Raw genomic sequence first — 26,906 nt, forward strand, 5'->3', positions numbered from 1 at the left:
GTCAGCTCGGCGTCAGCCGCCCGGTGACGGCGCGGGTGACGTCGGCGCCGGTGGCGAGACGCTGCCCGACGGCGCCGGGTTGCCCGAGCCGTTCGCCGCGGCCTGGGCCTGCTGGAACGCGCTCATCGCCTCGTCCAGCGCCTTCAGCGCACGCCCGTACCGCTCGAAGTCGCCGGACGCCTGCGCGGCCTTGACCTCACCGATCGCGGTCTGCACCCGGGCGGCCGCCTGGGCCAGCTCCCCGCTCATCGGCGGCGGCGTGTTGTTGTCGCCCCCGGTCGGCGGCGGCGTGGGGTTGTCGTCGGTGCTGGGCGGCGGGTTGGTGTTCGGCGCCCGCTTGCCCTGCTCGACGAGCTGCTTGATGCCGTCGCTGAGGTTGTTGGCGAGCACCACGTACGAGCCGCCGTCACCGTAGGAGAGCAGCACCTTCTGCAGCAGCGGGTAGGCGTCCTGGCTGCTGCTCTTCACGTACACCGGCTCGACGTAGAGCATGCCGTCGGCGAACGGCAGCGACAGCAGGTTGCCGTACTGCACCTGCGCCTGGTTTGAGGAGAGCAGGTTCAGCTGCTGCCGGATGTCACCGTTGTTGGTCATCTGCTGGTGCACCTGCGTCGGACCGGAGATCCGGGTCTGGTCCGGCAGCTCCAGCACCTCCAGCTTCGGCTGCCCGTCGACGTACGACCCGGAGACCAGCGCCGCGAGGTTCTGCCGGCCGTTCGGGGTCACCGCCGAGGTCAGCTGGAAGCGTGGCCCGTCCTGCCCGGGGAACTGGGTGAACAGGTAGTACGGCGGTTGCTTCTGCCCGCTGTCCGGCGCGTCCGGCACGTTCGGCACCTGCCAGAAGTCCTGGCCGGAGTAGAAGTCGCCGGGGTCGGTGACGTGGAACTTGGTCAGCAGGTTGCGCTGCACCTTGAACAGGTCGGCCGGGTAGCGGAAGTGCTCGGCCAGCTCGGCCGGGATGTCGCCCTTGGGCAGCACCAGGTCGCCGCCGAACGCCTTGTTCCACGCCTTGAGCACCGGGTCGGTGTCGTCGTACGAGTAGAGCTTGACCGTGCCGTCGTACGCGTCGACAGTCGCCTTCACCGAGTTGCGGATGTAGTTGACGTTCTCCCGGGCGAGCTGGAACGTGCCCCGGCCGGTCAGCTCGTCGGTCGTCTCGGCCTGGAGGTTGACCCGCTCGGCGTACGGGTAGGTCGCCGCCGTGGTGTAGCCGTCGATGATCCACAGCACGCGCCCGTTGACCACCGCCGGGTACGGGTCGCCGTCGAGTGTGAGGAACGGCGCGACCTTCTCCACCCGGTCGCGCGGGTTACGCACGTACAGCAACTTCGAGTTCTCGTTCACCGCCTCGGAGAGCAGGAAGTTCGACTCCTGCTCCTTGATCGCGTAGAGCAGCCGGCGCGGGAACGAGCCGATCTTGACGCCGCCCTCACCGGTGTAGGTGTAGTACTGCTCACCACCGGTGGAGGTGGGCCGGTCGAACTCGACGTTGCGCTCGCCGGTCTGCCCGACGATCGCGTAGTCGTCCGGCTCCATCCGCTCGCCGTAGTAGATCCGCGGCTGCTGGGCCGGGATCTCCTCGGTCGGCGCGGAACACGCCTCCTGCGCCTTGTCGCCGAGGAAGCCGGAGACGAAGTACGGCTGGCCGCCGCAGACCACCTGGTTCGCCGGGGCGGCCACCAGGCCGTATCCGTGGGTGTAGACGGTGTGGCGGTTGATCCAGTTGCTCTGCTGGTCGGTCAGCTCGCCGTAGTTGATCTCACGGACGCCGACCACGTAGTCGGAGGTCTTGTCCTTCACCGAGTACCTGTCGATGTCCAGCTTCGAACCGAAGTCGTAGAAGCCGCGGACCTGCTGCAGCTGCGTGTACGTCTCGGAGACCAGCTGCGGGTCGAGCAGCCGGATGTTCGACACCACGGAGGTGTCGGTGGCGAGGCTGGCGGGTGGAACGAGGTTGCTGGCCGCGTACGGTGTGGTCTTCGTGCCGTCGAGGCCGAACGCGGACCTGGTGGCCTTGATGCTGCGCTCGATGTAGGGCGCCTCCTTGTCCCGGGCGCTCGGCTTGACCTCGAACGTCTGCACGGCCCACGGGTAGATGCCGCCGATCGCCACCGCGGAGACGCCCAGCAGGGCCAGCGAGATGCCCGGCCAGACCAGGTTCCGCATCACCGCGTTGGAGAACACGATGATCGCCAGCGCCACCACGATCGAGATCCAGGCGAGGATCTCCTTCGCCGGGAGCAGCGCGTTCACGTCGGCGTAGCCGGCGCCGTAGAGCTTGGCGCCCTCGTTGTACTCCAGCAGCATGGCCCGCCGGTCCAGCACGTAGGCGACGGCCTTGAGCAGCACGAACACGGCGACCAGCGAGCTGAGGTGGGCGCGGGCGGCGTTCGTCATCCGGTCGCCGACGCCCTGCAGGCGTACGCCGCCGAAGATGTAGTGCACGGCGAGCGCGCCGAGCAGCGACAGCACCACGGCGGTGAAGCCGACGCCGAGCACGTAGCGCCAGAACGGCAGCTGGAAGACGTAGAAGCCGACGTCGACGCCGAACTCCGGGTCCTTCACGCCGAAGTCGCCGCCGTTGCGGAACAGCAGCCACTGGCCCCAGCGGCTCTGCGCGGAGAGGCCGGCGAACAGCCCGACGACGGCGGCGGCCAGCGCGATCCAGGTGCCGAGCCGGGGGCTCAGCAGCATCCGGTAGCGCTCCAGGGTCGCCTGCTCGGCCGAGTGCGGGCGCATCTTGGGCCGCAGCCGGTGGGCCAGCCAGAGGTTGCCGCCGACGAGCAGCGCCATGCCGGCGCCGACCACCAGGAACAGCAGCAGGCGGGTGGCGAGCACGCCGGTGAAGACCTGGGTGTAGCGGACCTCGTCGAACCAGAGCCAGTCGGTCCAGGCGTTCACACCCCACCCGAGGAGGGTGAACAAGATGAACACCCCGATCAGGACACCGATGGTGACGCGTCCGCGCCGGCTCATCCTCGGTAAGGGACTGCTACGCATGACCACTGTTGGCTCCGCACGCTCGATGTGATCGGCTCCGACCAGGCACCAAGAGTACGGGGTGTTCCTGAGCACGTCGGGTCAAGGTCACGTCACGATCCGCGCCGTGACCGCCGCCCGGCCCGCGTCAGCAGCGCGTCGGCTGTCCCCCGGCGCGCAGCGTCTCGAGTGCCGTCAATGCCTCACCCAGCGTGGCGACCTTCAGCAGCGGCAGGCCCGGCTGCGGGTTGCGGACCGCCTCCGCGCAGTTGTCGGCGGGCACCAGGAACGCCTTCGCGCCCGCGTCCTTGGCGCCGACCAGCTTCTGTGCGATGCCGCCGATCGGGCCGACGCGCCCCTCGTCGTCGATGGTGCCGGTACCGGCGATGATCTTCCCGCCGGTGAGGTCGGCCGGCTCCAGCTTGTCGATGATGCCGAGCGAGAACATCAGCCCGGCGCTCGGCCCGCCGATGTCACCCAGGTCGATCTTCAGGGTAAACGGGTGCGGCTGCTGCTGGTCGATCTCCACGCCGATGCGCGGCCGGCCGTCCTGCTCGCGGCTGGTCACCGTGGCCGTACCCGGGGTGCCGCCACGGGTGTAGCCGATCGTCAGCGCGGTGCCCGCCGGCTTCGCCCGGATCAGCTCGGTGAGCTTCGCCGCGCTCGTCACCGGCACCCCGTCGACCGATGTGACCACGTCGTCGGGGCGCAGCACGTCGACCGACGGGCCGCCCGGCGTGACCGCCTTGACCAGCACCTTGATCGGGTAGCCCAGCTCGCGCAGCGCCGCCGTCTCGGCGCTGGTCTGCGAGTTCTGGAAGTCCTCCGCGTTGCGCTTCTCGACCTCCTCCTGCGACTCCCCCGGCGGGTAGACCAGCTCCCGCGGCACCACCGCCTCGTCCGAGGAGAACCATCCGGCGAGCGCCGACCGCAGCCGCACCGTCGGCTGCACACCGACTGTGGTGAGCCGGAGCTGACCGGCGGAGGTGGACGTCGCGCGGCCGGTCACCTGGATGACCTCCTTGCCGTCCTCGCTGCCCAGCGTGTTCACCGTCGGACCCGGGCCGAGCACCACGTACGGCAGCGGCACGCTCAGCACGCCGATGCTGAGCAGGGCGGTGAGCAGGGCACCGAGGAGGACGGTCACGCCGCGACGTCTCATGGGCCAGAGCGTACCGATCCGTCTCCTGCCATCCGGCGCGGTGACCGGCGGACTTCGCCCTCAGCGCAACGCCGAGTGGCACGACCTGCGGCGGGGCCCGCGTACCGTAGACGTCGTGCCTGATATTCCGTTCGGCTTCGCGCTCCCGGGTGGTCAACCACCAGACCCCAACGATCCCGCGGCGATGCAGCAGTTCATGTCGCAGTTGCAGCACCTGCTCTCGGCGCCGGGCAGCGGGCCGGTCAACTGGGACCTGGCCCGGCAGGTAGCCGCCAGCCAGCTCGCCGCCGCCGGCGACCCGGCGGTGTCGCCGTTCGAACGCAACGCGGTCGAGGAGGCGCTGCGCATCGCCGACCTGTGGCTTGAGCCGGCGACCTCGTGGCCCTCCGGCATCCGCACCTCGGTCGCCTGGAACCGCAACGAGTGGATCTTCAAGACGCTCGACGTGTGGCGCAAGCTCTGCGACCCGGTGGCCAGCCGGATGGTCGGCGCGATGGGCGACCTGGTGCCGCCGGAGGCCCGCGCCCAGCTCGGCCCGATGCAGTCGATGGTCGCCACGCTCGGCGGCGCCCTCTTCGGCGGCCAGCTCGGCCAGGCGCTCGGCTCGCTCGCCGCCGAGGTGCTCTCCGCAGGTGACATCGGCCTGCCGCTCGGCCCCGCCGGCACCGCCGCGCTCGTCCCCGCCAACATCAAGGTGTACGGCGAGGGCCTGGAGCTGCCCGAGGACGAGGTACGCCTCTACGTGGCCCTGCGCGAGGCCGCCCACCAGCGGCTGTTCCAGCACGTGCCGTGGCTGCGCGGGCACGTGCTGACCGCTGTGGAGAACTACGCCGCGGGCATCCGGGTCAACCGGGAGGCGATCGAGGAGGCGATGGGCCGGGTCGACCCGACCGACCCGGAGTCGATGCAGGCGATCGCGCTGGAGGGCATCTTCACGCCCGAGGACACGCCCGCCCAGAAGGCGTCGCTGGCCCGGCTGGAGACCGTACTCGCCCTGGTCGAGGGCTGGGTCTGCCACGTCGTCGACAGCGCCGCCGGTGACCGCCTCCCCAACGTCGTACGCCTCGGCGAGGCGTTCCGCCGCCGCCGCGCCGCGGGTGGCCCGGCCGAGCAGACGTTCGCCGCGCTGGTCGGCCTCGAACTGCGGCCCCGCCGCCTGCGTGAGGCGACGGTGCTGTGGGCGGCGCTGACCGAGCACCGCGGCATCGCCGGGCGGGACGCGGTCTGGGGTCACCCGGACCTGCTGCCCTCCGACGACGACTTCGCCGCCCCGGAGGCGTTCGCCACGACGAGCACCGATCTCGACGACGAGCTGGCGAACTTCGACTTCTCCGCCCCCGGTGCCCCGGAGGAGAAGTCCCCGGGCGAGGACGACGACAAGCACTGACACGTACGCGAGCGGGGCCCGCACGGTTCACCGTGCGGGCCCCGCTCGCGTCCCCCGCCCCTCTCCCCGCCCGCCCATCTCACCGTCGATCTTGGAGTTGTGGCGCCCAAGATGTCCCGAGTGCGGCTTCTGTGAGGTGCCACAACTCCAAGATCGGCGAATCGGTGGCAGGGCCGCCATGCGGGCAGCGCGGTGCGGAGGGCGGTGTGTCAGGCGGGGCGGCCGGACAGCAGGGCGCGCGTCGCCTCCCAGCCCTCGACGGCCGGATCGAGGGCGGCCAGGTCGGCCGGGCCGCGCAGGCGGTGCCAGCCGGCGGTGACCGCCACGTCGCCCGGGCTCGATGCCGCCCGCCGCACCTCGGCCGGCGCGCTGGTGTCCAGGTCCAGCGCCGGCAGCCACGCCGGTACGGGCAGTCGCGCCGCAACTCCCAGCAGCCCGGTACCGCTCCCCTCGACCGGGGCCACCGCCATCGGCCGGGTGGTGAGCGGCCGGAGCAGCTTGCCGAGCGTCAGCCCGGGCACGTCCGGCGCGTCCGCCGCCACCACCGCCACCTGGTCGTAGCCGCCCGTGTGGGCCTGATCGCCGATGGCGGCCCCGCCCTGAACTGCCGCGTGCACGGGTTCATGTGCGGATGACCGGTCCTCACCCTCGGCCGCCGCCCGGGCCGGGTCGTGGTCCACCTGGCCCTCACCGGTCGTCGACGTGTGCCGCCCGGCGGCCACCGCCGCGAACACCGCGTTCGGCGTCGGCTCGGGCACCTCGTACACCTGGGTGCCGGGCCAGACCACCGCGTCGGCCAGCCATCGGTCCCGGGCGGTGACCGCGACGGCGGTCTCCACCTCGTTCAGTGTGGCGAGCAGGTCGACCACGTCCTCGGCGAGCGCGGTACGCCATCGCGCCGGATCGACTCCGGGCGGCGTCCAGGTCACCGGGCCGAGCAGCGCCACCACCACACGTCGCGACATTCGCCGACCTTAACCCCCGCCCCGCCCGCGTCCGTTCACGATCATGAGGTTGGCGGTGGCGAAGCGGACGGAACGCCCGGCCAACTTCATGATCGACCGCGACGAAGGGGTGGTCAGGGGATGGCGGCGGTGGCTGCCACGCCCTCCAGGTAGCCGCGGGCGCGTTCCGACCTCGGGTAGCGGGCGACCAGCGCCCAGAAGTCGGCGTTGTGGCTGGGCACGATGAGATGCGCCAGCTCGTGCAGCAACACGTAGTCGATCACCCAGTCGGGCATGTCCTGGACCCGGTGCGAGATCCGGATGGTGCGGTCGGCTGGCGTGCAGGAGCCCCAGCGGCCGTTCTGGTTGGTCACCCAGCGGACGCTCGCCGGCGCGGCGGCCGACCCGTGTTCGGGCAGGTAGAGGTCGATCAGCCGGGTGGCGCGGGCGAGCAGTTCGGCGTCCGAGCGGGCCAGCCTGCCCTCGCGGGCGGCGAGCCGGGCGAGCATCCGGTCGACCCACTCGCTCTCCTCGGCCCGGGAGAACTGGTCGGGGATCAGCACGACGACGCGCTCACCGTCCCGGTACGCGGACACCGTGCGCCGCCGACGCTGGCTGCGCCGCACCTCGACGACGGGCTTCCGCGTCACGGCCATTACCGGTCCGCGCAGCCTCGGTTGACTGTCACGATGGAAAGCTAATGCGTACTGACCAGGACTCCGCAAGAGTCAACACGACGACACGCGCCCGGAAAGTGGCGGTTGATTGTCAGGAGTCCGGAAAAAATTCTTTGCGACGGTAGCTGACCATCACCTGACCGGCCCTGTTCACGTTAAGTGATCTACGACGAGTGACAGTCGGCGGGGGCGCCCGAAGCGGATCTGGGTGCATTCATCCGGCGTGTCCGCGCGAAACTGACTTATCCGACGTTACTCGGCATGCACACTCTCGACGTCGACTTGCTCACAGAGTCGGCGCACAGCTGACATGGAACTGCCCGTACCTGGGTAGGGTCCGCCAACCACGGTCAGGTGACTGACCGAGGAGAACCCCCCGGCGCCGGTGCCACGCGTGGGCCGCCGCAGGGAGACCGCCGGGACACCTCCGGCGGACGAGACGAGGAGGCTACCGTGGCCGACCAGGCCCAGACCTACAACGGTTACTGCGTGAAGTGCAAGGAGAAGCGGGACTTCGAGGGGCACGTGGAGGTCTCGAAGACCGGCATGAACATGGCCAAGGGCAAGTGCCCGGTGTGCGGCACAACAGTGAACCGCATCCTGGGCAAGGCCAAGGTCTGACCCGTACGGCAGACACCGGGGAGGGCGGCCGTCGGCCGTCCTCCCCAGTCGTGTAGCCGACAGAGTTACCGGCTAGTTGTGGAAAACCGGCGAGAACCTGTGGACAACGCTGGCCACGGCTCGCCGCACCTGTGGACAACGAGCGACGGAGCGCGCGGAGACGGTCACGATCAGTGGCGTGACCGATCCGACACCGCTCGTCCGTCCCGTCCTGCTCCCCGGCCTGACCCGGCTCTGGCGCGACCGGCACACTCTCCAGCTCGGCGAGCCGCCCGGCCGCGCGGTGCTGCTGGAGATGTCCTCGCCGGGGACGGCCCGCCTGCTCGACCTGCTCGACGGCACCCGCAGCGAACGCGCCGTGCTGGCCGAGGCGCGCGCCGCCCGGGTCCCGCCCGACGAGGCACGCGCCCTGTTCGACACGCTCCGGGACGCCGGGCTGGTGGTGCCGGCGCAAGCACTGCTCCCCCGTGACCTCGCCGGGACGACACGGGCCCGGCTGACCGCCGAGGCCGCCGCGCTGGCGCTCGCGTCGCCCGACCTGCCCGGCACACCGGCCCGGCTGCTGCGCCGCCGCCGCGACGCCCGGGTGCTGGTCACCGGCACCGGACGACTCGGCGCGGCGGTCACCGTCGCGCTGGCGCAGGCCGGCGTCGGGCACGTCGTACCCGATCTGGCCGGCCCGGTCGGCGCCGGTGACCTGGTCGGGACCGGCCTGACCGCCGCGGAGCTGGGCCGGCCGCTGGCCCCGGCGGTACGCGCGGCGTTGGAGCGGTGCACGCCCGGTACGGTCACCGTCCCGTTGCGGGCGGCCCGGCCGGACCTGGTGGTGCAGCTCGGCGTCGACCGTCCGGCCGAGCTGCTGGCCACCGGGTACGCCCGCCGGCGTCAGGCCCACCTGCTGCTCGACCTGCGCGGCGGCGTACCGGTGATCGGCCCGCTGGTCCGCCCGCCCGTCGGTCCCTGCCTGCGCTGCCTCGACCTGCACCGCGGCGACCGGGATCCGGACTGGCCCGCGCTGGCCGCCCAGCTCGCCGCCGACCGGGGCGAGCGGGCCTGCGCCGCCGCCACCCGGCTCGCCGCGGCGGCCTTCGCGACGGCCGAGGTGCTGGCCCAGCTCGACGGCGCCCAGCCGGAGACGCTCGGCGGCGCGGTGGAGATCCGCGGGCCGGGCCGGGTCCGCTACCGACGGTGGCCGCCGCACCCCTCCTGCGGTTGCTGCCGGCGTCGCCCGATCCGGTCGGCCCCGGCCGCTACCCGCCGCACGGCAGCAGCGGAGGCCCCGCGTCGGTAACAATGGCCGGGTGACCGACATCCCGCGCCGGGCCGTGTCCCGCACCGCCAAACTCGCCGCTCTGCCGCTCGGGTTCGCCGGTCGAACCGTCCTCGGCATGGGCAAGCGGGTGACCGGCCTCGCGTCCGACGTCATCTCCGCCGAGATCCAGCAGCGCACCGCCGAGCAGTTGTTCAGCGTGCTCGGGCAGCTCAAGGGCGGGGCGATGAAGTTCGGCCAGGCCCTGTCGGTGTTCGAGGCGGCGTTGCCCGAGGAGGTCGCCGCGCCCTACCGGCAGGCGCTCACCAAGCTCCAGGAGGCCGCGCCGCCGCTGCCGGCCGCGACAGTGCACAAGGTGCTCGCCGAGCAACTCGGCCCGGACTGGCGCGACCGGTTCGTCGAGTTCGACGACACTCCGGCCGCCGCGGCCAGCATCGGCCAGGTGCACCGGGCGGTCTGGCGCGACCCGGGGTACGAAGCGGAGGGCGGTCCCCGGCACCGGGACGTGGCCGTGAAGATCCAGTACCCGGGTGCCGGTGACGCCCTGCTCGCCGACCTCAAGCAGCTCTCCCGGCTCGGCGGCATGTTCCGGGCCATCCAGCCTGGGCTGGACGTGAAGCCGCTGCTGGCCGAACTGCGCGAGCGCATCACCGAGGAGCTGGACTACGAGCTGGAGGCGGAGTCGCAGCGGGCGTTCGCGGCCGCGTACGCCGACGACCCGGACATCTTCATCCCGGAGGTGCTCGACGCCGCGCCACGGGTGCTGATCACCGAGTGGGTGGAGGGCATCCCGCTGTCGCAGATCATCCGGGAGGGCACCGAGGAGCAGCGGAACGAGGCCGGCCGGCTGATGGCCGAGCTGCACCTCTCCGCGCCGGAGCGGGCCGGACTGCTGCACGCCGACCCGCACCCGGGCAACTTCCGGCTGCTCCCGGACGGCCGGCTCGGCGTGATCGACTTTGGGGCGGTGGCCCGGATGCCGCAGGGCACGCCCGAGCCGATCGGCCGGATCGCGGCGCTGGCGCTGCGCGAGGATGCCGACGGGGTGGTGGAGGGGCTGCGCGCCGAGGGCTTCGTCAGCCGTACCGAGTCGATCGACGCCCCGGCGGTGCTCGACTTCCTGCGTCCGATGCTGGAGCCGATCGCCGCCGACGAGTTCCGTTTCACCCGGGCCTGGCTGCGCGCCGAGGCGACCCGGCTGGCCAGCCCGCGCTCCCCCGCCTACCAGCTCAGCCGGCAGCTCAACCTGCCGCCGTCGTACCTGATGATCCACCGGGTCACGCTCGGGTCGATCGGGGTGCTCTGCCAGTTGGAGGCGAAGGCGTCCTACCGGTCGATCCTGGAACGCTGGCTGCCGGGCTTCGCGCCGGTGGCCTGAGCGAAAGCCGGCCGGCGGGCGAGCACAGCCGGCAAGAGCGAGTGAGCACAGCGAAGGGGCGGTGACCGACTAGGTCACCGCCCCTTCCTCACGATCGTTCTACAGAACGCCCAGGTCGCGGGCCGACTGGCTGCGACTCCGCATGGCGACGGTACGGGCGGAACGGGTTGCCTCAGTGCTCGTGGTGGTGCGACCGGCCTGAGGCCGGCGCATTCGAGCCCTGGACAACGCTTCGTGGAGTAGTTGCATCTCGAATCCGTTCGGCAGGTTCAGCATCAGGGTTTCTCTTTCAGGTCGGCCGGTGGAGGGACACCGGCATCGGTCGGTTTCGGAACGTAGGTGTGTCAGGCTGCCAGCCGGACGGAGCTTCGCGACTCGGACAGCCCGCTGGCCGCCAGTCGCGCCTCCGCCTCGACCCGGAGCTGCGCGTCACGGGCGAGGTCCTCCTTGCGCGGACGGCCACGGGGCCGCTTGCGCGGGACGACCGCGCCACGCTCGAAGATCTCGCCGCCCCAGACGCCCCAGGGCTCGGCTCGCTCCACCGCACCGGCCAGGCACTCGACGCGCAGCGGGCAGTCCCCGCAGAGCGACTTGGCCAGCTCGAGCTCGGCGGGCGAGTCGGAGAACCACAGGTCGGGGTCGAACTTCCGGCAGGGCAGGTTCGCCTCCACGTCGACGCTCACGTCGAGGGGGGCCAACGCCAGACTCATCCTCCGGTCACCTCTCTCTCACTTCGATCTCGTGGATCGCATTCCGACGTACTTCGGCGGGACAAAAACTGAGGCCGCGGATCCCGGTATGCGGGTTCCGCGGCCTCGAGGTGAGCCGGTGGTCTGATGGATCAGACCGGTCTACCTCGAGGTGGAACACCGCGGACATCCGTGCGCTTCTTGGCGCCATCGATGCCCTTGCCCGCGAAGCCACTGGTCCCCTCGACTCCGGCGATCGGCGCAACGGTCAGGTTCAGCTCGGCCTGAACCGGGACCTGGTGCACCTGCGGAGCCGACGGTCGAGCGGCGAGGGCCACCCGGACAGCCGACAGCGGAGCGACGGCAGACGGCATCGCCGCAAGACGCTCATAGGTGAAGATCTTCATTGGTGCCACCTCCCTACTCTCCTCGTGCCGACCGTGGACTCATCCCCGTTGAGCAGCCAGAACGGCGCCGCTCGCGAGGTGTGCCATGAGGCTATTCCTCGCCCTCGGGGGAGGGCAAACGATTTACGGCTAGTTTTCAGAAGTTTTCTGTGGGCAGACGTCGTCCACCGTGGCGCCCGCCACCAGGGCGAGCACCGTATCCCCGTATAGCCCGACTTTTCGGGGCCCGATCCCGGCGATCGCCACCAGTTCCTCGGTGCGTCCAGGCTTCCGTTCGGCCAGCGCGGTGAGCGTGGCGTCGGTGAAGACCACGTACGCCGGCACCTTCTGCGCGCCCGCCACCCGCTGCCGCCACTCGCGCAGCCGCTCGTACAGCTCCTCGTCGATGTCGGACGGGCAGGTCGGGCAGCGGCCCAGTTTGCGGTCCGCGCCGGCGAGCAGCGTGGCACCGCAGATCCGGCACGAGACCACCTGCGGCCGGCGCCGCTCGGCCCGCCGCGCCGGCCCGGCACCGCCGGCCCGCTCGCCGCCGCCGGACCGGTCGAGCTGCGGCAGGAACCGCGAGGGCCGCCGGGCCCGCCCACCCGGCGAGCGGGCCGTGGCGTACGACAGCCAGAGCCACTCCCGGGCCCGGGTGATCCCGACGTAGAGCAGCCGCCGTTCCTCCTCGACCTGCTCCATCGTCTTCGCGTACGTGGTGGGCAGCGTGCCCTCGGCCAGCCCGACCAGGAACACCGCGTCCCACTCCAGCCCCTTCGCCGAGTGCAGCGACGCGAGCGTCACCCCCTCGACGGTGGGCACGTGCTGCTGGGCGGCCCGCCGGGCGAGTTCCTCGGTGAACCCGGTCAGGCCTGGTTCCTCCTCGGCCTGCGCCGCGTACTCCTCGGCGAGCTGGACCAGCGCGGCGAGCGCCTCCCACCGCTCGCGGGCGGCGCCGCCGGGCGAGGGCGCGTCGGGCGCCCAGCCGACGGCGGTGAGCGCCTCGACCACGGCGGCCGGCAGCGGGGTCCCCGCGTCGGCCGACCGGGTGGCGGCGCGCAACGCGATCATCGCCTGCCGCACCTCGGGCCGTTCGAAGAACCGCTCCGCGCCCTGGAGCACGTACGGCACACCGGCCTCGGAGAGCGCCTTCTCGTACGCCTCGGACTGCGCGTTGGTGCGGAACAGCACCGCGATCTCCCGGGCCGGGGTGCCGCCCGCGACGAGCGACCGGCAGCGGGCGGCGACCGCGTTCGCCTCGGCCGGCTCGTCGGTGAAGATCCGCAGGTCCGGTTCCGGGCCGGGCCGGCGCTGGCCGTGCAGTTCCAGCCGCAGCCGCGCCTCGGTGCCCCGGGCCTGCGAGATCACCGCGTTGGCGAGCCCGACGACCTGCGGGGTGGAGCGGTAGTCGCGGACCAGCCGGACGACTGTCGCGCCCCGGTGCAGGCGGGGGAAGTCGACCAGGTACGACGAGGTGGCGCCGGTGAACGAGTAGATCGTCTGGCTGGCGTCGCCGACCACAGTCAGGTCGTCCCGGCCGCCCAGCCACGCCTCCAGCAGCCGCTGCTGGAGCGGGTTCACGTCCTGGTACTCGTCGACCACGAAGTGCCGGTACTGGTTGCGCACCTGCTCGGCCACGTCCGGGTGCTCCTCGATGCCCCAGACGGCGGCGCGCAGCATGTCCTCGAAGTCGATCACCCCGTTGCCGCGCTTGAGCCGCTCGTACGCGTCGAACACGTCTGCCACCCGGGCCGGCTCGTACGGCGTCTCGCGCAGCGCCTTGGCCGCGGCGACGACGTATTCCCCGGGCTCGACCAGCGACGACTTGGCCCACTCGATCTCGGCGGCCAGGTCCCGCGCGGCGGCCCGGTCGGCGCGCAGGCCGACCTTGGCGGCGGCGAGCGTGACCACCCGCACCTTGCTGTCCAGCAGTTCCGGCATGGCCCGCCCGGCCAGCAGCCGGGGCGCGAAGTAGCGGACCTGCCGCAGCGCCGCGGCGTGGAACGTGCGCGCCTGCACCCCCTGCACCCCGAGCACGCCGAGCCGGCTGCGCATCTCGGCGGCGGCGCGGGCGGTGAACGTGACCGCCAGCACATGCCGGCCGGCGATGTCGCCGGTCAGCGCCCGGTACGCGATCCGCGAGGTCACCGCCCGGGTCTTGCCGGTGCCGGCGCCGGCCAGGATGCAGACCGGTCCGGCCGGGGCGGTCACCGCTGAGCGCTGCTCCGGATCCAGCCCGGCCAGCACCTGTTCCGCCGCTGAGTGAACGCCCACAGCAGGGAATCATCCCAGCATCGTGTGACGTTGCAGCGGTTAGCCTGGCCTGATCGGACCGGGCGCGAGTCACCCCTTGGAGGATCGGACCATGCTGACGATGTATTCCACCCCGTGGTGCGGCTACTGCCACCGGCTGAAGTCGCAGCTCGACCGGGAGGGCATCGCGTACGAGGTGGTCGACATCGAGCAGGACCCGACGGCCGCGGACTTCGTGATGAGCGTCAACGGCGGCAACCAGACCGTCCCGACGCTGCGCTTCGCCGACGGCAGCGCCCTGACCAACCCCTCGATCACCCAGGTCAAGCAGCACCTCGCGGCGCTGCCCGGCTGATCTCCCGCGACGCCACGAGCGGCCGTACCCGATCCGGGTGCGGCCGTTCGCCGTCGGTCAGGAGCCTCCGCGGCTGAGCACCCCGTCGTCGGCCGGCCGGCGTGGTGACGGGATCCGGACCGGCGCGGCGACCGGCGTGGTCAGCCCGCGGCCCCGCCACAGGTAGAGGCCGGCCGCCGTGGTGACCGCACCGACGAGGGCGAACAGCAGCCGGTAGTCGAACACGCCGACGAGCAGCGCGCCGGTGCCGATGGAGAGCGCCTGCGGCCCGCTGACCAGCGCCTCGGACGCGGCGGTGACCCGGCCGAGCAGCCGCGGCGGCGTCCGCCGCTGGATCAGCGTGTTCAACCCCACCATGGTCAGCGGCAGCGACAGGCCGGCCAGCAGCAGCGCCACCACCCCGAGCCACAACCGGGGGTACGCCAGCGCCAGCGCGGCCGGTCCGAAGAACGTCACGCCCGCGGCGAGCGCGCCGACCTCGCCGAACCGGCGGACCACGGCGGCCGAGAACAGGCCGCCGACCAGCCCGCCGACGCCCTGCACCATGACCAGCACGCCGACGAACGCGGCGTCGCGGTGCAGGCCCAGATCGACGTACGCGAAGATCAGCGACTCGGTGAAGCCCATCACCAGCGAGCCCAGCCCGTACCCGAGCAGCGCCCGGCGCAGCGCCGGTTCGCCGGTCAGGTGGCGCAGCCCCGCACCCAGTTCGGACGGCCCGCGCCGATCCGGCCGCGACGGCGTGCCCTCCTCCACGCGCAGCCGCGCGACCACCGCCGCCGCGGTGACGAAGCCGGTCATGGCGAGCAGGACCAGCAGCCAGCCGCCCACGGCGGCGTACACGCCCGCCCCGGCCAGCGGCCCGATCAGCCGCAGGCCCTGCCGGACGGTCTGGAGCAGCCCGTTCGCGTCGGCGAGCAGGTCGGCCGGAACCAGGTGCCGAATCAAGCCGTTGAGGACGGCGGTGAGCGTGATGTACGACAGCCCGTAGAGCGCGGCGACCACGTAGATCACCCAGACGTCGGACCGGTCCCGGACCGTGAGCAGCGGGCCGAGCAGCACTGCCGCGACCAGGTTGGCGGCGATGAAGAACTGTCGCCTGCGGTAGCGGTCGACCACCCAGCCGACCAGCGGGGCGAGCGCCATCGGCGCGATGACCGCGAAGATGGTCGCCCCAGCCATGCTGTCCGAACCGGTCAGGTCCTTGACCCAGACGGCCAGGGCGAGCAGCAGGACCGACTCCGCCGCCATGCTCGCGACGAGCGCGGCGAACAGGAGACGGAAGTCGGGGCGGCGCAGGACGGTGCGCATCGGTTCCCTCCGGCGGGGTGCGCCACCAGGGCGCGTCGGGGGCGGGCGCTGGTGAAGACACCCTCCACGGTCCTCTTTTTGTCTCGTGACACGCCCGTGCCGGAACCTCCGACGCCGGTCGCGCCGTCCATACTGACCGTGGGGGGCGAATTTCATACAGTTACCGTCGCGTCAAGCGACGGTCGACGGGAAAGAGGACGCCGTGCCTCCTGCCGTACCAGGCCCGATTCTGCGCCGTCGTCGACTCGGCACCGAGCTGCGTCGGCTCCGCGAACAGGCCGGTCTGACCGGTGACCAGGTCATCGAGCGGATCGGCTGGGCCTCCGCATCCAAGTTGTCCCGTCTGGAGAACGGCCGCAGCCGTCCCGACCCGGACGACGTGGACGTGTTGCTGACGCTCTACGGCGCCGACGAGGAGCAGCGCGCGGAGCTGACCGGGATCACCCACGAGGCCGGCGACATGCGCGGCTGGCTGCGCAACTTCCCGGTGATGACCCAGCAGCAGCGCGCCTTCGCCGAACTGGAGGCCGGTTGCGCGGAGATCTCCGAGTACAACCCGGTGCTGGTGCCGGGGCTGTTGCAGACGCCCGGGTACGCCCGGCACCGGATCCTGTCCGCCGCGCAGGTCGCCGCCGAGGCCGGCGACCCGGAGACCGAGGATCCCGAGACCGAGGTACGCGCGCGGCAGGCTCGCCAGTCGCTGCTGACCCGCTCCCCCGACGTGCCCCGCTACACGGCGGTGCTGGAGGAGGCGGCGCTCGGCCGCCGGGCCGGGCCGCCGGAGGTGCTGCACGAGCAGCTCGTCCACCTGTGCGAGATGGCGCTGCTGCCGAACGTGACGCTGCGGCTGCTGCTGCGGGACACCCGGGTCGGTGACTGGTACCTTCCGCCGACCGCGTTCTCGGTCTACCGGTTCGCCGATCCCCTCGATCCGGAGACACTCGCCATCGAAGGTGGGTTCACCGACGTCATGTCGACCGAGGTAAACACCCTAAATCGCTATAAAGTGGTGTTCGAGTGGCTATGCTCGTCGGCACTCTCCGCATCGGACACCCTCTCCTGGTTGATCGAGGCGACGGGACGGCTGACCGGCACGGCAGTCGAGTCCACGGTGGCGTACGGGCCGGCAACGGCGCCGGCCCAGCGTCGCCGGGACTCGGGGCGCCTCACCACGGAACGGTGATCCGGCACGGACACCGCCCGCGCTCCGGCGTCGCTCGGTCCCATCGGAGCACCTCACCAGGAGCAAGCACCATGAACGAGATCCACACCAGCACGACCGCCCGCTCGGGACGGCTCGCCGGCGCCGCCTGGCGCAAGAGCACCCGCAGCCAGACCTCCAACTGCGTGGAGGTCGCACCGCTCGGCTCCGGGCCGGCCACCGTGGCGCTGCGGGACAGCAAGGACCCGAGCGGACCGGTTCTGCTGTTCGACCGGGCCGGCTGGCTCGGCTTCCTCGCCGGCACGAAGAGCGGTCAGTTCGATCTGGACTGATCCGGCGAACCACGGGGGGCCGTCGGCGCGAGCCGGCGGCCCCTCGCGCGTCCATCCCCGACAACGGTGCTGACCTGGGATCCCCCGATCGGTCGAGCTGGCGCGTTCCCCTTGCCGGGCGGACACATCGGCGTAACATGACGCGGGAGTGACGTGGAAGTTCCAGCGTGTAACCGCCGATTGTCCGGGGGACACCATGCGGTTCCTGATCGTCCGCACCGAGATCCGCACCGCCGCCGACGCCGACATCGCCGCCGCCTGGGCCGGCGGAGGCCGCCTGCGGGACGAGACGTGCACGCCGGAACCCCGCCGCCAGGTCGTCCACGCCGAGGACCGGGACGCCGCACTCCTGCTCGCCCGCGCACTGTCCGCAGTCGGTGCGGTCCGCGCGGGCCGGCACCGGGTCAAGGTGCTGCCGATCGAGGAACCCACCCGCGGGCACCCGTACCGCTGGGACGGTGGATGACCGGACGCTGACGTCCGTCGCGGCCGGACCGGCCTCCCCCGCCGTTTTCCCGCCTCACCCGGCCTCGACGGCACGTGTTCCCGGCCCGTGACCGTCGCGGCAACGACGGTCCGGGTCGGGGCCGCGTCCCACCCGGCCCGGTCCGCCCGGGCCTCGCCAGTTCGGGGAGGTGGCTGCATCCCACCGGCCTCGACCGCGCCACTTCCCCGAACTGGCGCCGCCGCACCAACCGGAACACGGCAACCCGACGGGGTCGGGCGGTCAGCAGTGGCCGTCGAGCCAGCGGTGCACCAGGAACAACGCGATCGATGACGGCGGCGGCAGGACCAGCCGGTCTCCCCCGCCCACCGGCACCGGCTCGCCCGCCAGCGCCGCACCGATCTCCCGGCGGGTGAACCAGCGCGCGTGCGCGATCTCGGCCAGGTCGACCCGGATCGGCGCGTCCGCGTCGGCGCGGGCCAGGAAGCCGAGCATCAGCGAGCCGGGGAACGGCCAGGACTGGCTGCCCACGTACACGATCTCCTCGACCGGGACGCCCACCTCCTCGCGGACCTCGCGCAGCACGGCGGCCTCGGCCGACTCGCCGGGCTCGACGTATCCGGCCAGGCAGGAGTAGCGGCGCTGTCCCGGGGTGCGCGGCCAGGCCGCGTTGTTGCCGAGCAGGCAGCGGCCGTCCGGGCCGTCCATCCCGTCGTGCACCAGCACGATCATGGCCGGGTCGGTACGCGGCCAGACCCGGCCGCCGTCCGGGTCGATCCGGGACCAGCCGGCCTCGTCGGCGCTCGTCGCCTTGCCGGTCGTCGACGAGTAGCCGTGCCGCAGGTGCCAGTTGAGCAGCGCCAGCGCGGTGGTGAACAGGCCCGCGTCCCGGTCGGTCATCAGGTGGCCGACCTCGCGCAGGTGGGCCGGGCGGGTGTCCGGCAGCGCCGGCAGTGGCCCGTCCACCGCGAACACCGGTACGCCGTCCGGCTCGACGCCGAGGAACATCGGCACCGAGCGGGGCACCTCGGGCAGCTCGCCGGAGCCGACCAGCACCAGTTCCGGCGGCGTCGCCGCGCCCCGGACCAGCGCCCGCCCCTCGGCGGCGGAGTCGAGCACCAGCACCCGGGCCCGTTCCCACGCCTCGGTCAGCCAGGCCGGATCGGTACGCCGGTGCGCGGCCCGGTCGAGCGTCGACCGGGCCAGCGGCGGGGCGGGTTCGCCGCTCATGCCGATTCCGTACGCACCGGTGTCAGCGCGGCGAGCGAGTCGGCCACCCGCGCCGCGTCGCCGAGCACGACGGTGACCGCGCGGGCCGGGGCCAGGTAGCGGGCGGCCACCTCGGCCACGTCGTCCACCGTCGTGGCGGCCAGCCGGGCGGCGTACTCGGCGAGGAAGTCCAGCCGCAGCCCGTTGCCAGCGTACGCGCTGGTCAGCGACGCGAGACCGGCCTGGGTGGACATGCCGAGCTGGAGCGTGCCGAGCGCGTACTGGCGGGCCTGCTCCAGCTCGTCGGGCTTCGGCGGCACCGTCGCCAGGCGGCCCAGCTCGTATGTGGTCTCCACCAGCGCCGCCGCTGTCACCTCGGTGGCCACCTCGGCGCCGGCGACGAGCAGCGAACCGGCCACCGAGTGCTCGACGAGCGAATGCGGCCCGTACGTGTAGCCCTTGTCCTCGCGGATGTTCTCCACCCAGCGGGAGGAGAAGTAGCCGCCGAAGATCAGGTTGGCGAGCTGCAACGCGGCGTGGTCCGGGTGGGTACGCGGCACCGCCGGCAGCGCGAGGCGTACCGAGGACTGCACCGAGCCGGGCCGGTCGACGAGCAGCAGCGGCCCGGGTTCCAGCGGCGGCGCCGGGGGCAGCTCGGCGACGTGGCCGTCACCGCGCCACCCGGCGAGCGCCTTCTCCGCCGCGTCCAGCGCCCGCTCCGGGGCCACGTCGCCGACGAGCACGAGCACCGCGCCGGCCGGATGCACCCGCTCGGCGTGCAGCCGGCGCAACGCGGCCGGGCGGACCGCCCGGACCTGGTCCGGGTCGGGCGTCTGCTCCGCGTACGGGTGCCGGCCGTACACCCGCTTGAGCAGCGCGGTGCGGGCCAGGTGCGACGGCTGGCTCTGGGCGACCTGGATGCGGTCGACCAGGCGGTCCCGCTCGGTCTCCACCCAGTCGGCCGGGTAGGTGGCGCCGGTGAGCACCTCGCCGAGCAGTTCCAGCATCCGGTCCAGGCCGGTGACCAGGCCCGCACCGGAGAGCATCAGGCGGTCCGGGTCGAGGCCGGCGGTCAGTCCGCCGCCGACCTTCTGCAACTCGGCCGCCAGCTCGGTGGCGCTGTGCGCCTCGGTGCCGGAGAGCATGGTCTGCGCCAGCATCGCGCCCCGGGCCAGGTGGGTGCGCCCGAACGGCATCCACAGTCGCAGCTCGACCAGGGGTACGGAGGAGCGGCGTACCGCGATCACGGTGAGGCCGTTGGCAAGCGTGCGCTCGGCCTGCTTGGGCACCTTGAGGCGGCGGTTCGGACCGAGCGCCGGCAGCGGCCGGACGGCGGTGGCGGTGGTCGTACTCGTGCTCATCGGGCTCCTCCGGCGACGACCTCGACTGCCGCGCGGCGCTCGGGCCGCAGGGTGGCGGCGGCGGCGCGGACCTGTTCCTCGGTCACCTCGCCGACCAGCCGGGGCAGGTCGTTGAGCAGGCCGGGTTCGCCGCGTTGCTGTTCCAGCACCGCCATCCGCAACGCGCGGCCGAGCACCGCGTCCGTGTCGCGCAGCAGGTGGGTGGCCATCCGGGCCTGGGTACGCGCCAACTCCCCGTCGGTCAGCCCGTCGGCCGCCAGCCGGTCCAGTTCCTCGTCGATGGTGCGCAGCACCTTGTCCACGTCGCCGCCGGGCGGCAGGTGCGCCTGGAGCAGCAGCGCGGTGGGGTCGCGGACGTCGAACGGGTCACCCATGAAGCCGAGGTACCCGCCGAGGCTGGTGACCGACCGGTCGCGCTGCACCAGCCGCTCGACCAGCCGGGAGGCGTCGCCGTCGGTGAGCACCTCGGCCAGCACCACGTAGGGCAGATAAGCGGCGAAGTCGCTGACCGGGTCGGGCACCCGCCACGCGCCGGCCACCGCCGGGAGCGGGGCCAGCGCGTCGGTGTACGTGCTGCGCCGCTCGGTGGTCAGGTCGGGCTCGGCGAAGTCGGGCCGCTGCGGGGCGGGGCGGGCCGGCACGTCCCCGAAGTGCCGCTCGATCAGCGTGGTCGCCTCGGCCACGTCGATGTCGCCGCTGACCGCGAGTACGGCGTTGCCGCTGGCGTAGTAGCGGCGGAAGAAGTCGGCGGCGTCGGCCACGGTGGCCGACTCCAGGTCGACGAAGGAGCCGTAGCCGTCGTGCGCGTTGGGGAAGGTGTCGAACATCACCGGGGGCAGCGTCAGCCAGGGGAACCCGCCGTACGGCCGGTTCAGCACGTTGACCCGGATCTCCTCCTTGACCACGTCGACCTGGTTGCGCAGGTTCTCCTCGGTCAGCCGGGGACCGCGCATCCGGTCGGCCTCCAGGAACAGCGCCCGTTCCAGGGCGTTCGCGGGAAGCGTCTCGAAGTAGTCGGTGTAGTCCAGGTGGGTGGAGCCGTTGAACGTCCCGCCGGCGCCCTGGACGTGCCGGAAGTGGGCGAGCTTCTCCAGGTTCTCCGAGCCCTGGAACATCAGGTGCTCGAAGAGGTGGGCGAACCCGGTGCGCCCTTCGGGCTCGGAGCGGATGCCGACGTCGTAGACCACCGCCACCCCGATGACCGGGGCGCTGCGGTCCGGCGTGAGCACCACGCGCAGGCCGTTGTCGAGGGTGAACCGTTCGACCGGGTACTTCGTCGCTGGGATCTTCGCTCTCCGCGTCGGCACGAGATCGACACTAGCGCCTCGGTACCCGCTCCACCGCCGGTGTGCCTGGCCCCACTGGACGGCGGTGCCGGCGGCTGGCCGACCGGCCACGCTTTCTCCACCGAACAGGTGGGAATTATCGGGAAACCGCAGGTCGCGGCGCACGGCGCGAGAACGGGGCTTGACGCCGCCCGAGCGCTGCCCCACTCTTCCTACCAACTAAATAGGAATACTGCGGATTGGACATTCGATGAGAGGGCTTCCCCTGCGCCGCCTGGTCACCCTGGCGACCCTGGCCGCCGTCGGCGCGGCCACGCTCGGCACCACCGCCGCCTGCGGCGAGGACAGCGACGCCGCCGCCGGGTCCGGCCCGGTGACGCTGCGCCTGGGCTACTTCCCCAACATCACCCACGCCCCGGCAGTGGTCGGCGTGGAGAAGGGGATCTTCAAGGAGAAGCTCGGCAGCGACGTCGAGCTGGACACCAAGACGTTCAACGCCGGCCCGGCCGCCATCGAGGCCGTCTTCTCCGGCGCGCTCGACGCCACGTACATCGGCCCGAACCCGACAGTGAACGCCTTCTCCAAGTCCAAGGGTGAGGCGGTCCGGGTCATCTCCGGCGCCGCGTCCGGCGGCGTCGCGCTCGTGGTCAAGCCCGGCATCACCTCGGTGGAGCAGCTGCGCGGCAAGAAGATCGCCACCCCGCAGCTCGGCAACACCCAGGACGTGGCGCTGCGCTACTGGCTCAAGGAGAAGGGCCTGGAGACCACCAAGGAGGGCGGCGGCGACGTCAAGGTCGTCCCGCAGGAGAACGCGCAGACGGTCGAGACGTTCGGCAGCGGCGCCATCGACGGCGCCTGGGTGCCCGAGCCGTTCGTCTCCCGGCTGGTGAACGCCGGCGGCAAGGTGCTCATCGACGAGCGCGACCTGTGGCCGGACAAGAAGTTCGTCATCACCAACCTGCTGGTCAGCACCAAGTTCCTCAAGGCGCACCCGGACGTGGTGAAGAAGCTGGTCGAGGGCCAGGTCGCGGCGAACGAGTTCGTCAACAGCAAGCCGGACGAGGCGCAGCAGGCCATCTCCGACCACATCGGCAAGATCACCGGCAAGCCGCTCGACCTCAAGCTCATCAAGCAGGCCTGGCCGACGCTGGAGTTCACAAACGACCCGATCCCGTCGTCGCTGAAGACCGGCCTGGACCACGCGGTCGCGGTCGGGCTCACCCAGCCGGTCGACCTGAACGGCCTCTACGACCTGAAGTACCTCAACGAGGTGCTCAAGGCGCAGGGCAAGGCCGAGGTCAGCCAGCCGTGACGACGACCGGCACGACCCCGCGCAGCGCGACCGGCTCGGTCGCGCTGCGCGGCGTGACGAAGGTGTACGGCCAGGGCGAGCAGGCCGTCCTGGCGCTGGACGGACTGTCGCTTGACGTCGCCCCGGGTGAGTTCGTCTGCATGGTCGGCGCGTCCGGCTGCGGCAAGAGCACGCTGCTCAACCTGGTCGCCGGGCTGGACCGGGTCAGCGGCGGCACGATCGAACTGGGCGAGGGCGTCAACCCGGGACTCATGTTCCAGGAGCCGGCGCTGTTCCCCTGGCTGACCGTCGAGGGCAACGTCGAGGTGCCGCTGAAGCTGCGCGGGCTCCCTCGTGACCAGCGCAAGGAGCGGGTGGCCGAGCTGCTGCGCACGGTCCACCTGTCCGAGTTCGGCCGCAAGCGGCCGCACCAGCTCTCCGGCGGCATGCGGCAGCGGGTCGCGCTGGCCCGCACGCTCGCGCTGGAGACGCCGGTGCTGCTGATGGACGAGCCGTTCGGCGCGCTGGACGCGATGACCCGCGACATCCTGCACGACGAGCTGGAGCGGATCTGGACCGAGCGCAAGCTCACCGTCCTGTTCGTCACGCACAACGTCCGCGAGGCGGCCCGGCTCGCCGACCGCATCGTGCTGCTCTCCAGCCGGCCCGGCCGGATCATCTACTCCACCGAGGTCGCCGTGCCGCGCCCCCGGCGGATCGACTCGCCGGAGGTCTCGGCCATCGCCGCCGAGGTCACCGACCGGCTGCGCAAGGAGGTGGGCCGGCATGGCCAGTGACACCCTCGCCGGGTCGGCGCGTACCGACGCGGAGATCTCCGGACTCGACGCGCTGGAGATCGCCGGCCGGGAGAAGGGCCCGTCCCGGGTACGTCGCCTGTGGTCGGCCACCTGGCCCAAGTTCGCCGCACTCGCGCTGGCCATCGCCATCTGGCAGGCGGTGGTCTGGTCCGGGTGGAAGGAGCCGTGGGCGCTGCCCGGCCCGGCGGTGGTCTTCGGCGACCTCGGGGACTACCTGCTCAGCTCGGCGCTGTGGGAGGGCCTGGCCACGACCGCTCGGCGGGCGGCGGTCGGGTTCGCCGCCGCGGTCGCGGTCGGCCTGCTGCTCGGCCTGGGCGTGGCCCGGGTCAAGGTGCTCCGGGCCGCGCTCGGCTCGATGATCACCGCGTTGCAGACCATGCCGTCGATCGCCTGGTTCCCGCTGGCCATCCTGCTGTTCCAGCTCAGCGAGCAGGCGATCTTCTTCGTCGTGGTGCTCGGCGCCGCGCCGTCGGTCGCCAACGGCGTCATCCACGGCGTGGACTACGTGCCGCCGCTGCTGGTCCGCGCCGGCCGTAACCTCGGCGCCCGGGGGCTCAACCTCTACCGGTACGTGATCGCGCCGGCCGCGCTGCCCGCCATCGTGGCCGGGCTCAAGCAGGGCTGGGCGTTCGCCTGGCGCAGCCTGATGGCCGGTGAGCTGCTGGTGGTCATCGCCACCCGCACCTCGATCGGCGCGCAGCTCACGTACGCACGCGAGCTGAGCGAGGCGCCACGCCTGATGGCCATCATGATCGTCATTCTGGTGGTGGGCCTGCTCGTGGACACCGCGTTCGGGGCCGCCGACAAGGCGATCCGCCGCCGCTGGGGCGTGCTGGACCAGGCCGGCAACTGACGTCGTGTACATCTCCGCGCGCGCCGACTACGCGCTCCGGGCCATGCTCGCCGTCGCCGACGTCGCCGGGACCACCGGCGACCCGGCGGCCGGCGGCGGCGAGCTGGTCAAGGCGGCGAGCCTGGCCGAGAGCCAGGACATCCCGCTCAGCTTCCTCCAGGGGATCCTGCTCGACCTGCGGCGGGCCGGACTGCTGCACAGTCACCGCGGCACCGAGGGCGGGTACGCGCTGACCCGCCCGCCGGACGAGATCAGCGTGGGCGACGTGCTGCGCGCGGTCGGCGGCGCGATCACGAGCGTCCGGGGCATCCCCGCCGACCGGGCCGGCTACCACGGCGTGGCCACCGGCCTGCGGGACGTGTGGCTGGCGGTGGACGGCGCGATCGCCCTGGTCGTGGACCGGACCACGCTCGCCGACCTTTTGAGCGACCGGGCCACGGCACCCTGACGCGTCCGGTCACGGGGTCCGGGTGTCCTACCGGTCGTCGGCCGCAGAGGCATGACTCCCGGCCGATATGACTCTGGGGCATATTCATGCCCGAGAGTCATATCGGCTTCTCGGCATCATCCGCCCTGGGCGGCTACTGAGTGTGCGGGGCGCTCATCCCGGGCGTGAAGCTGCGGGCGGCGCCGCGATCCGGCGAGCCGCCGTCGGACGGCTGCCACGGCCCGAACGCGGCCGCCGCGGCGAGCGCCAGGCCGGCCCCCGCCACCGCGAGCACCAGCACCACTTCCCGCGCTCCGCCCGATCCGGCTTCCCCCGCCATGAACCGCTCCCTCCGCTTCCGGCCGACCCCCCGACCGGTCCCCCGCGCAGCAGCATCACCGTCGGGTTCCGGTCGCACAGTCGGGCAGCCGACCGAACATCGACTGATTCCCGACTCAGGAGCGAACGCCCGGTCCGCTCGGAGGCGGCCCGATCGGAGACGAGCCGGTCAGGCGCGGGCCGCGGTCAGCGGCGGCGCGGGCGCCGACGGGGACGGGTTCCCGGGGCGGGATGCGCGGCCGCGGGCGCGGTGATGGTCACCGGCACGCCGGAGGGCTCGCGGGCGCCGGTGAGCCGGGTCAGCTCGCTGTCGCCGGCGCGTACCCGCGTGGTCTTGGGGTTGATGCCCGCGGTGGTCATCAGCCGGGCGACGTCGCGGCGCTGGTCCGGCAGGACGAGCGTCACCACGGTGCCCGACTCGCCGGCCCGCGCGGTCCGGCCGCCCCGGTGCAGGTAGTCCTTGGCCTCGGTGGGCGGGTCGGCGTTGACGACCAGGTCCAGCCCGTCCACGTGGATGCCCCGGGCCGCCACGTCGGTGGCCACCAGCGCGGTGACCTGGCCGGTGCGGAACTGCTCCAGGATGCGGGTGCGCTGCGGCTGCGACTTGCCGCCGTGCAGCGCCGCCGCGCGTACGCCCTTGGCGAGCAACTGGCGGGCCACCCGGTCGGCGCGGTGCTTGGTGGCGATGAAGACGATGGTGCGGCCCTCGCGGGCGGCGATGTGCGCCAGCGCGGCCTGCTTGTCGTCCGCCTCGAGGTGCAGCACGTGGTGGGTCATCGCGGTGACGGTGGCGGTGCCCGGGTCGACGGAGTGCGTCACCGGGTCGGTCAGGAAGCGGCGGACCAGCCGGTCCACGCCGCGGTCCAGGGTCGCCGAGAACAGCATCCGCTGCCCACCCGGGGCGACCTGCTCCAGCAGCTTCGTCACCTGCGGCAGGAAGCCCATGTCGGCCATCTGGTCCGCCTCGTCGAGCACGGTGATGGTCACCTGGTCCAGCCGGGCGTCCCCGCGGTCGATCAGGTCGTGCAGCCGGCCCGGCGTGGCCACCAGCACCTCGACGCCGGCGCGCAGCGCGGCCGCCTGGCGGCCCAGCGAGAGCCCGCCGACCACTGTGGCGCAGCGCAGGCCGAGCGTGGCGGCGTACGGGGCGAGCGCGTCGGTGACCTGCGCGGCCAGTTCACGGGTGGGTACGAGCACCAGCGCGAGCGGGCGGCCCGGGCGGGCCCGGCGACCGGCCGTACGGTGCAGCAGCGGCAGCCCGAACGCGAGCGTCTTGCCGGAGCCGGTCCGGCCCCGGCCGAGCACGTCGCGGCCGGCCAGCGAGTCCGGGATCGTCGCCGTCTGGATCGGGAACGGCGCGGAGATGCCCTGCGCGGCCAGCTCGGAGACGAGCGCCGGGGCCAGGCCGGTGGCGGCGAACGTGGGCAGGGTCGTGGTCATGCGGAAAGCCTTCCTCGAGGCGGCACGTGTCGAGGAAGGGCGCCGGGCTGCGGCGCGTCACCGGCGTCGCCGATGGTCACAAGCACGAACCGAAAGGGACGGGCCGGCCCGGCAGAGGCGGGCCGGCCCGTGCACCGCGCCCGAGAGGGCGCGGTGGTGGTGCCGGTTGATCCGAAGATCAGAGCGGGCGGATGTTCTCCGCCTGCGGGCCCTTCTGGCCCTGGGTCACCTCGAACTCGACCCGCTGGTTCTCGTCCAGGCTCCGGTAGCCGGAGGTCTGGATCGCCGAGAAGTGGGCGAAGACGTCGGCGCCGCCGTCGTCCGGGGTGATGAAGCCGAAGCCCTTGTCAGCGTTGAACCACTTGACGGTGCCAATTGCCATGTGTTTCGTCTCCTTGACGGAACGGTCGGCCCGCACGTGTTGCGGGCCGGAGAGGAGCACCCCGCGCGTGGAATACGCGGCGTGCCTGTCGCTGCTGGTCGCCCCGCCCGGAGAACTCCGGACACAACAAAGAGCGCCTGGGGCCACAA

At 72.5% G+C, this 26,906-nt stretch carries 26 protein-coding genes; 12 read left to right on the top strand and 14 right to left on the bottom strand.

Annotated features, from left to right (window positions below; all coding sequences use genetic code 11):
• Positions 1 to 12: 12 nt before the first annotated feature.
• Entirely contained in the window at positions 13 to 3,000 is a 2,988-nt protein-coding gene (locus CLT75_RS19575; RefSeq protein ID WP_486485223.1) for a UPF0182 family membrane protein, read from the bottom strand.
• A gap of 127 nt (positions 3,001 to 3,127) precedes the next feature.
• Positions 3,128 to 4,141 carry a YlbL family protein gene (locus tag CLT75_RS19580; RefSeq protein WP_209310356.1) on the bottom strand — a complete coding sequence of 338 codons (1,014 nt, stop codon included), beginning with the start codon at positions 4,139 to 4,141 and terminating at the stop codon, positions 3,128 to 3,130.
• A 115-nt stretch (positions 4,142 to 4,256) separates the two neighbouring features.
• Between CLT75_RS19580 and CLT75_RS19585 the strand changes: the two genes are divergently transcribed.
• A complete protein-coding gene (locus tag CLT75_RS19585) occupies positions 4,257 to 5,528 on the top strand; it encodes a zinc-dependent metalloprotease (protein WP_082171395.1) in 1,272 nt (423 codons plus the stop codon).
• Between the two features lie 209 nt (positions 5,529 to 5,737).
• Here CLT75_RS19585 and CLT75_RS19590 read toward each other — a convergent pair whose 3' ends face one another.
• Both CLT75_RS19590 and CLT75_RS19595 read right to left on the bottom strand, forming a co-directional pair.
• The gene (locus tag CLT75_RS19590; RefSeq protein ID WP_135241918.1) at positions 5,738 to 6,493 is read right to left on the bottom strand and encodes a hypothetical protein; all 756 of its coding nucleotides are present in this window, start codon (positions 6,491 to 6,493) and stop codon (positions 5,738 to 5,740) included.
• Positions 6,494 to 6,606: 113 nt separating this feature from the next.
• Positions 6,607 to 7,128, bottom strand: a complete 522-nt coding sequence (locus CLT75_RS19595) for a M48 metallopeptidase family protein (RefSeq protein WP_013288401.1) — start codon at positions 7,126 to 7,128, stop codon at positions 6,607 to 6,609.
• A gap of 474 nt (positions 7,129 to 7,602) precedes the next feature.
• Here CLT75_RS19595 and CLT75_RS32700 point away from each other — a divergent pair, with 474 nt between their 5' ends.
• The 3 genes from CLT75_RS32700 (at position 7,603) to CLT75_RS19605 (ending at position 10,418) form a co-directional block, all read left to right on the top strand.
• Positions 7,603 to 7,770 (top strand): DUF5679 domain-containing protein, encoded by a 168-nt coding sequence (locus CLT75_RS32700; RefSeq protein ID WP_007464795.1) that lies wholly within the window; start codon positions 7,603 to 7,605, stop codon positions 7,768 to 7,770.
• A gap of 178 nt (positions 7,771 to 7,948) precedes the next feature.
• On the top strand, positions 7,949 to 9,061 hold the full coding sequence (locus tag CLT75_RS19600; RefSeq protein ID WP_135241919.1) for a hypothetical protein: 1,113 nt from the start codon (positions 7,949 to 7,951) through the stop codon (positions 9,059 to 9,061).
• Between the two features lie 10 nt (positions 9,062 to 9,071).
• Positions 9,072 to 10,418, top strand: coding sequence for an ABC1 kinase family protein (locus CLT75_RS19605; RefSeq protein ID WP_135241920.1), 1,347 nt, complete (start codon positions 9,072 to 9,074; stop codon positions 10,416 to 10,418).
• A gap of 344 nt (positions 10,419 to 10,762) precedes the next feature.
• On the opposite strand, the gene CLT75_RS19610 is transcribed toward CLT75_RS19605, so the two are convergent.
• The 3 genes from CLT75_RS19610 to CLT75_RS19620 form a co-directional block, all read right to left on the bottom strand.
• Positions 10,763 to 11,128, bottom strand: a complete 366-nt coding sequence (locus tag CLT75_RS19610; protein WP_013288404.1) for a WhiB family transcriptional regulator — start codon at positions 11,126 to 11,128, stop codon at positions 10,763 to 10,765.
• 131 nt (positions 11,129 to 11,259) lie between these two features.
• Positions 11,260 to 11,514 (bottom strand): hypothetical protein, encoded by a 255-nt coding sequence (locus tag CLT75_RS19615; RefSeq protein WP_013288405.1) that lies wholly within the window; start codon positions 11,512 to 11,514, stop codon positions 11,260 to 11,262.
• A 129-nt stretch (positions 11,515 to 11,643) separates the two neighbouring features.
• Positions 11,644 to 13,767 (bottom strand): ATP-dependent DNA helicase UvrD2, encoded by a 2,124-nt coding sequence (locus CLT75_RS19620; protein WP_135241921.1) that lies wholly within the window; start codon positions 13,765 to 13,767, stop codon positions 11,644 to 11,646.
• 91 nt (positions 13,768 to 13,858) lie between these two features.
• On the opposite strand from CLT75_RS19620, the gene CLT75_RS19625 reads away from it, so the two are divergent.
• Entirely contained in the window at positions 13,859 to 14,101 is a 243-nt protein-coding gene (locus tag CLT75_RS19625) for a mycoredoxin (RefSeq protein ID WP_018784736.1), read from the top strand.
• Positions 14,102 to 14,158: 57 nt separating this feature from the next.
• On the opposite strand, the gene CLT75_RS19630 is transcribed toward CLT75_RS19625, so the two are convergent.
• The gene (locus CLT75_RS19630) at positions 14,159 to 15,568 is read right to left on the bottom strand and encodes an MFS transporter (protein ID WP_486485224.1); all 1,410 of its coding nucleotides are present in this window, start codon (positions 15,566 to 15,568) and stop codon (positions 14,159 to 14,161) included.
• Between the two features lie 46 nt (positions 15,569 to 15,614).
• Between CLT75_RS19630 and CLT75_RS19635 the strand changes: the two genes are divergently transcribed.
• The 3 genes from CLT75_RS19635 to CLT75_RS19645 all read left to right on the top strand — a co-directional run bounded on the left by CLT75_RS19635 (position 15,615) and on the right by CLT75_RS19645 (position 17,372).
• The gene (locus CLT75_RS19635; protein ID WP_135241923.1) at positions 15,615 to 16,595 is read left to right on the top strand and encodes a helix-turn-helix domain-containing protein; all 981 of its coding nucleotides are present in this window, start codon (positions 15,615 to 15,617) and stop codon (positions 16,593 to 16,595) included.
• A gap of 71 nt (positions 16,596 to 16,666) precedes the next feature.
• Positions 16,667 to 16,906, top strand: coding sequence for a DUF397 domain-containing protein (locus tag CLT75_RS19640; RefSeq protein ID WP_013288410.1), 240 nt, complete (start codon positions 16,667 to 16,669; stop codon positions 16,904 to 16,906).
• A gap of 196 nt (positions 16,907 to 17,102) precedes the next feature.
• A complete protein-coding gene (locus tag CLT75_RS19645; protein WP_135241924.1) occupies positions 17,103 to 17,372 on the top strand; it encodes a hypothetical protein in 270 nt (89 codons plus the stop codon).
• A 261-nt stretch (positions 17,373 to 17,633) separates the two neighbouring features.
• On the opposite strand, the gene nudC is transcribed toward CLT75_RS19645, so the two are convergent.
• Genes nudC through CLT75_RS19660 form a run of 3 tightly spaced genes read right to left on the bottom strand, consistent with a single transcriptional unit; the run spans position 17,634 to position 21,228 of the window.
• Positions 17,634 to 18,581, bottom strand: coding sequence for an NAD(+) diphosphatase (nudC, locus tag CLT75_RS19650; RefSeq protein ID WP_135241925.1), 948 nt, complete (start codon positions 18,579 to 18,581; stop codon positions 17,634 to 17,636).
• Complete coding sequence (locus CLT75_RS19655; protein ID WP_135241926.1) at positions 18,578 to 19,921, bottom strand: M16 family metallopeptidase; 1,344 nt, start codon at positions 19,919 to 19,921, stop codon at positions 18,578 to 18,580. The genes nudC and CLT75_RS19655 overlap by 4 nt, the downstream gene beginning before the upstream one ends.
• Positions 19,918 to 21,228, bottom strand: a complete 1,311-nt coding sequence (locus CLT75_RS19660) for a M16 family metallopeptidase (RefSeq protein ID WP_135241927.1) — start codon at positions 21,226 to 21,228, stop codon at positions 19,918 to 19,920. Before CLT75_RS19660 ends, CLT75_RS19655 begins: the two co-directional genes overlap by 4 nt.
• A 229-nt stretch (positions 21,229 to 21,457) precedes the next feature.
• On the opposite strand from CLT75_RS19660, the gene CLT75_RS19665 reads away from it, so the two are divergent.
• The 4 genes from CLT75_RS19665 to CLT75_RS19680 are packed head-to-tail and all read left to right on the top strand — an operon-like array spanning position 21,458 to position 24,617.
• The gene (locus tag CLT75_RS19665) at positions 21,458 to 22,519 is read left to right on the top strand and encodes an ABC transporter substrate-binding protein (RefSeq protein ID WP_135241928.1); all 1,062 of its coding nucleotides are present in this window, start codon (positions 21,458 to 21,460) and stop codon (positions 22,517 to 22,519) included.
• On the top strand, positions 22,516 to 23,295 hold the full coding sequence (locus tag CLT75_RS19670) for an ABC transporter ATP-binding protein (RefSeq protein WP_135241929.1): 780 nt from the start codon (positions 22,516 to 22,518) through the stop codon (positions 23,293 to 23,295). The genes CLT75_RS19665 and CLT75_RS19670 overlap by 4 nt, the downstream gene beginning before the upstream one ends.
• The gene (locus CLT75_RS19675) at positions 23,285 to 24,169 is read left to right on the top strand and encodes an ABC transporter permease subunit (RefSeq protein WP_135241930.1); all 885 of its coding nucleotides are present in this window, start codon (positions 23,285 to 23,287) and stop codon (positions 24,167 to 24,169) included. The genes CLT75_RS19670 and CLT75_RS19675 overlap by 11 nt, the downstream gene beginning before the upstream one ends.
• A gap of 4 nt (positions 24,170 to 24,173) precedes the next feature.
• Complete coding sequence (locus tag CLT75_RS19680) at positions 24,174 to 24,617, top strand: RrF2 family transcriptional regulator (protein ID WP_120573241.1); 444 nt, start codon at positions 24,174 to 24,176, stop codon at positions 24,615 to 24,617.
• A 133-nt stretch (positions 24,618 to 24,750) separates the two neighbouring features.
• Here the strand turns inward: CLT75_RS19680 and CLT75_RS19685 are convergent, their stop codons facing one another.
• The 3 genes from CLT75_RS19685 to cspE form a co-directional block, all read right to left on the bottom strand.
• On the bottom strand, positions 24,751 to 24,936 hold the full coding sequence (locus tag CLT75_RS19685; RefSeq protein WP_135241931.1) for a hypothetical protein: 186 nt from the start codon (positions 24,934 to 24,936) through the stop codon (positions 24,751 to 24,753).
• Positions 24,937 to 25,121: 185 nt separating this feature from the next.
• A complete protein-coding gene (locus tag CLT75_RS19690; RefSeq protein WP_135241932.1) occupies positions 25,122 to 26,375 on the bottom strand; it encodes a DEAD/DEAH box helicase in 1,254 nt (417 codons plus the stop codon).
• Positions 26,376 to 26,553: 178 nt separating this feature from the next.
• Entirely contained in the window at positions 26,554 to 26,757 is a 204-nt protein-coding gene (gene cspE / locus CLT75_RS19695; protein ID WP_013288421.1) for a transcription antiterminator/RNA stability regulator CspE, read from the bottom strand.
• Between the last annotated feature and the right edge of the window lie 149 nt (positions 26,758 to 26,906).

Source organism: Micromonospora sp. CNZ285 (assembly GCF_004637285.1).

What these genes read in the sequence shown, in the direction of transcription:
- CLT75_RS19575 (WP_486485223.1), bottom strand. Translation starts at nt 3,000, where the DNA reads ATGCGTAGCAGTCCCTTACCGAGGATGAGCCGGCGCGGACGCGTCACC.
- CLT75_RS19580 (WP_209310356.1), bottom strand. Translation starts at nt 4,141, where the DNA reads ATGAGACGTCGCGGCGTGACCGTCCTCCTCGGTGCCCTGCTCACCGCC.
- CLT75_RS19590 (WP_135241918.1), bottom strand. Translation starts at nt 6,493, where the DNA reads ATGTCGCGACGTGTGGTGGTGGCGCTGCTCGGCCCGGTGACCTGGACG.
- CLT75_RS19595 (WP_013288401.1), bottom strand. Translation starts at nt 7,128, where the DNA reads ATGGCCGTGACGCGGAAGCCCGTCGTCGAGGTGCGGCGCAGCCAGCGT.
- CLT75_RS19610 (WP_013288404.1), bottom strand. Translation starts at nt 11,128, where the DNA reads ATGAGTCTGGCGTTGGCCCCCCTCGACGTGAGCGTCGACGTGGAGGCG.
- CLT75_RS19615 (WP_013288405.1), bottom strand. Translation starts at nt 11,514, where the DNA reads ATGAAGATCTTCACCTATGAGCGTCTTGCGGCGATGCCGTCTGCCGTC.
- CLT75_RS19625 (WP_018784736.1), top strand. Translation starts at nt 13,859, where the DNA reads ATGCTGACGATGTATTCCACCCCGTGGTGCGGCTACTGCCACCGGCTG.
- CLT75_RS19630 (WP_486485224.1), bottom strand. Translation starts at nt 15,568, where the DNA reads ATGAAATTCGCCCCCCACGGTCAGTATGGACGGCGCGACCGGCGTCGG.
- CLT75_RS19640 (WP_013288410.1), top strand. Translation starts at nt 16,667, where the DNA reads ATGAACGAGATCCACACCAGCACGACCGCCCGCTCGGGACGGCTCGCC.
- CLT75_RS19645 (WP_135241924.1), top strand. Translation starts at nt 17,103, where the DNA reads ATGCGGTTCCTGATCGTCCGCACCGAGATCCGCACCGCCGCCGACGCC.
- nudC (WP_135241925.1), bottom strand. Translation starts at nt 18,581, where the DNA reads ATGAGCGGCGAACCCGCCCCGCCGCTGGCCCGGTCGACGCTCGACCGG.
- CLT75_RS19655 (WP_135241926.1), bottom strand. Translation starts at nt 19,921, where the DNA reads ATGAGCACGAGTACGACCACCGCCACCGCCGTCCGGCCGCTGCCGGCG.
- CLT75_RS19665 (WP_135241928.1), top strand. Translation starts at nt 21,458, where the DNA reads ATGAGAGGGCTTCCCCTGCGCCGCCTGGTCACCCTGGCGACCCTGGCC.
- CLT75_RS19675 (WP_135241930.1), top strand. Translation starts at nt 23,285, where the DNA reads ATGGCCAGTGACACCCTCGCCGGGTCGGCGCGTACCGACGCGGAGATC.
- CLT75_RS19685 (WP_135241931.1), bottom strand. Translation starts at nt 24,936, where the DNA reads ATGGCGGGGGAAGCCGGATCGGGCGGAGCGCGGGAAGTGGTGCTGGTG.
- CLT75_RS19690 (WP_135241932.1), bottom strand. Translation starts at nt 26,375, where the DNA reads ATGACCACGACCCTGCCCACGTTCGCCGCCACCGGCCTGGCCCCGGCG.
- cspE (WP_013288421.1), bottom strand. Translation starts at nt 26,757, where the DNA reads ATGGCAATTGGCACCGTCAAGTGGTTCAACGCTGACAAGGGCTTCGGC.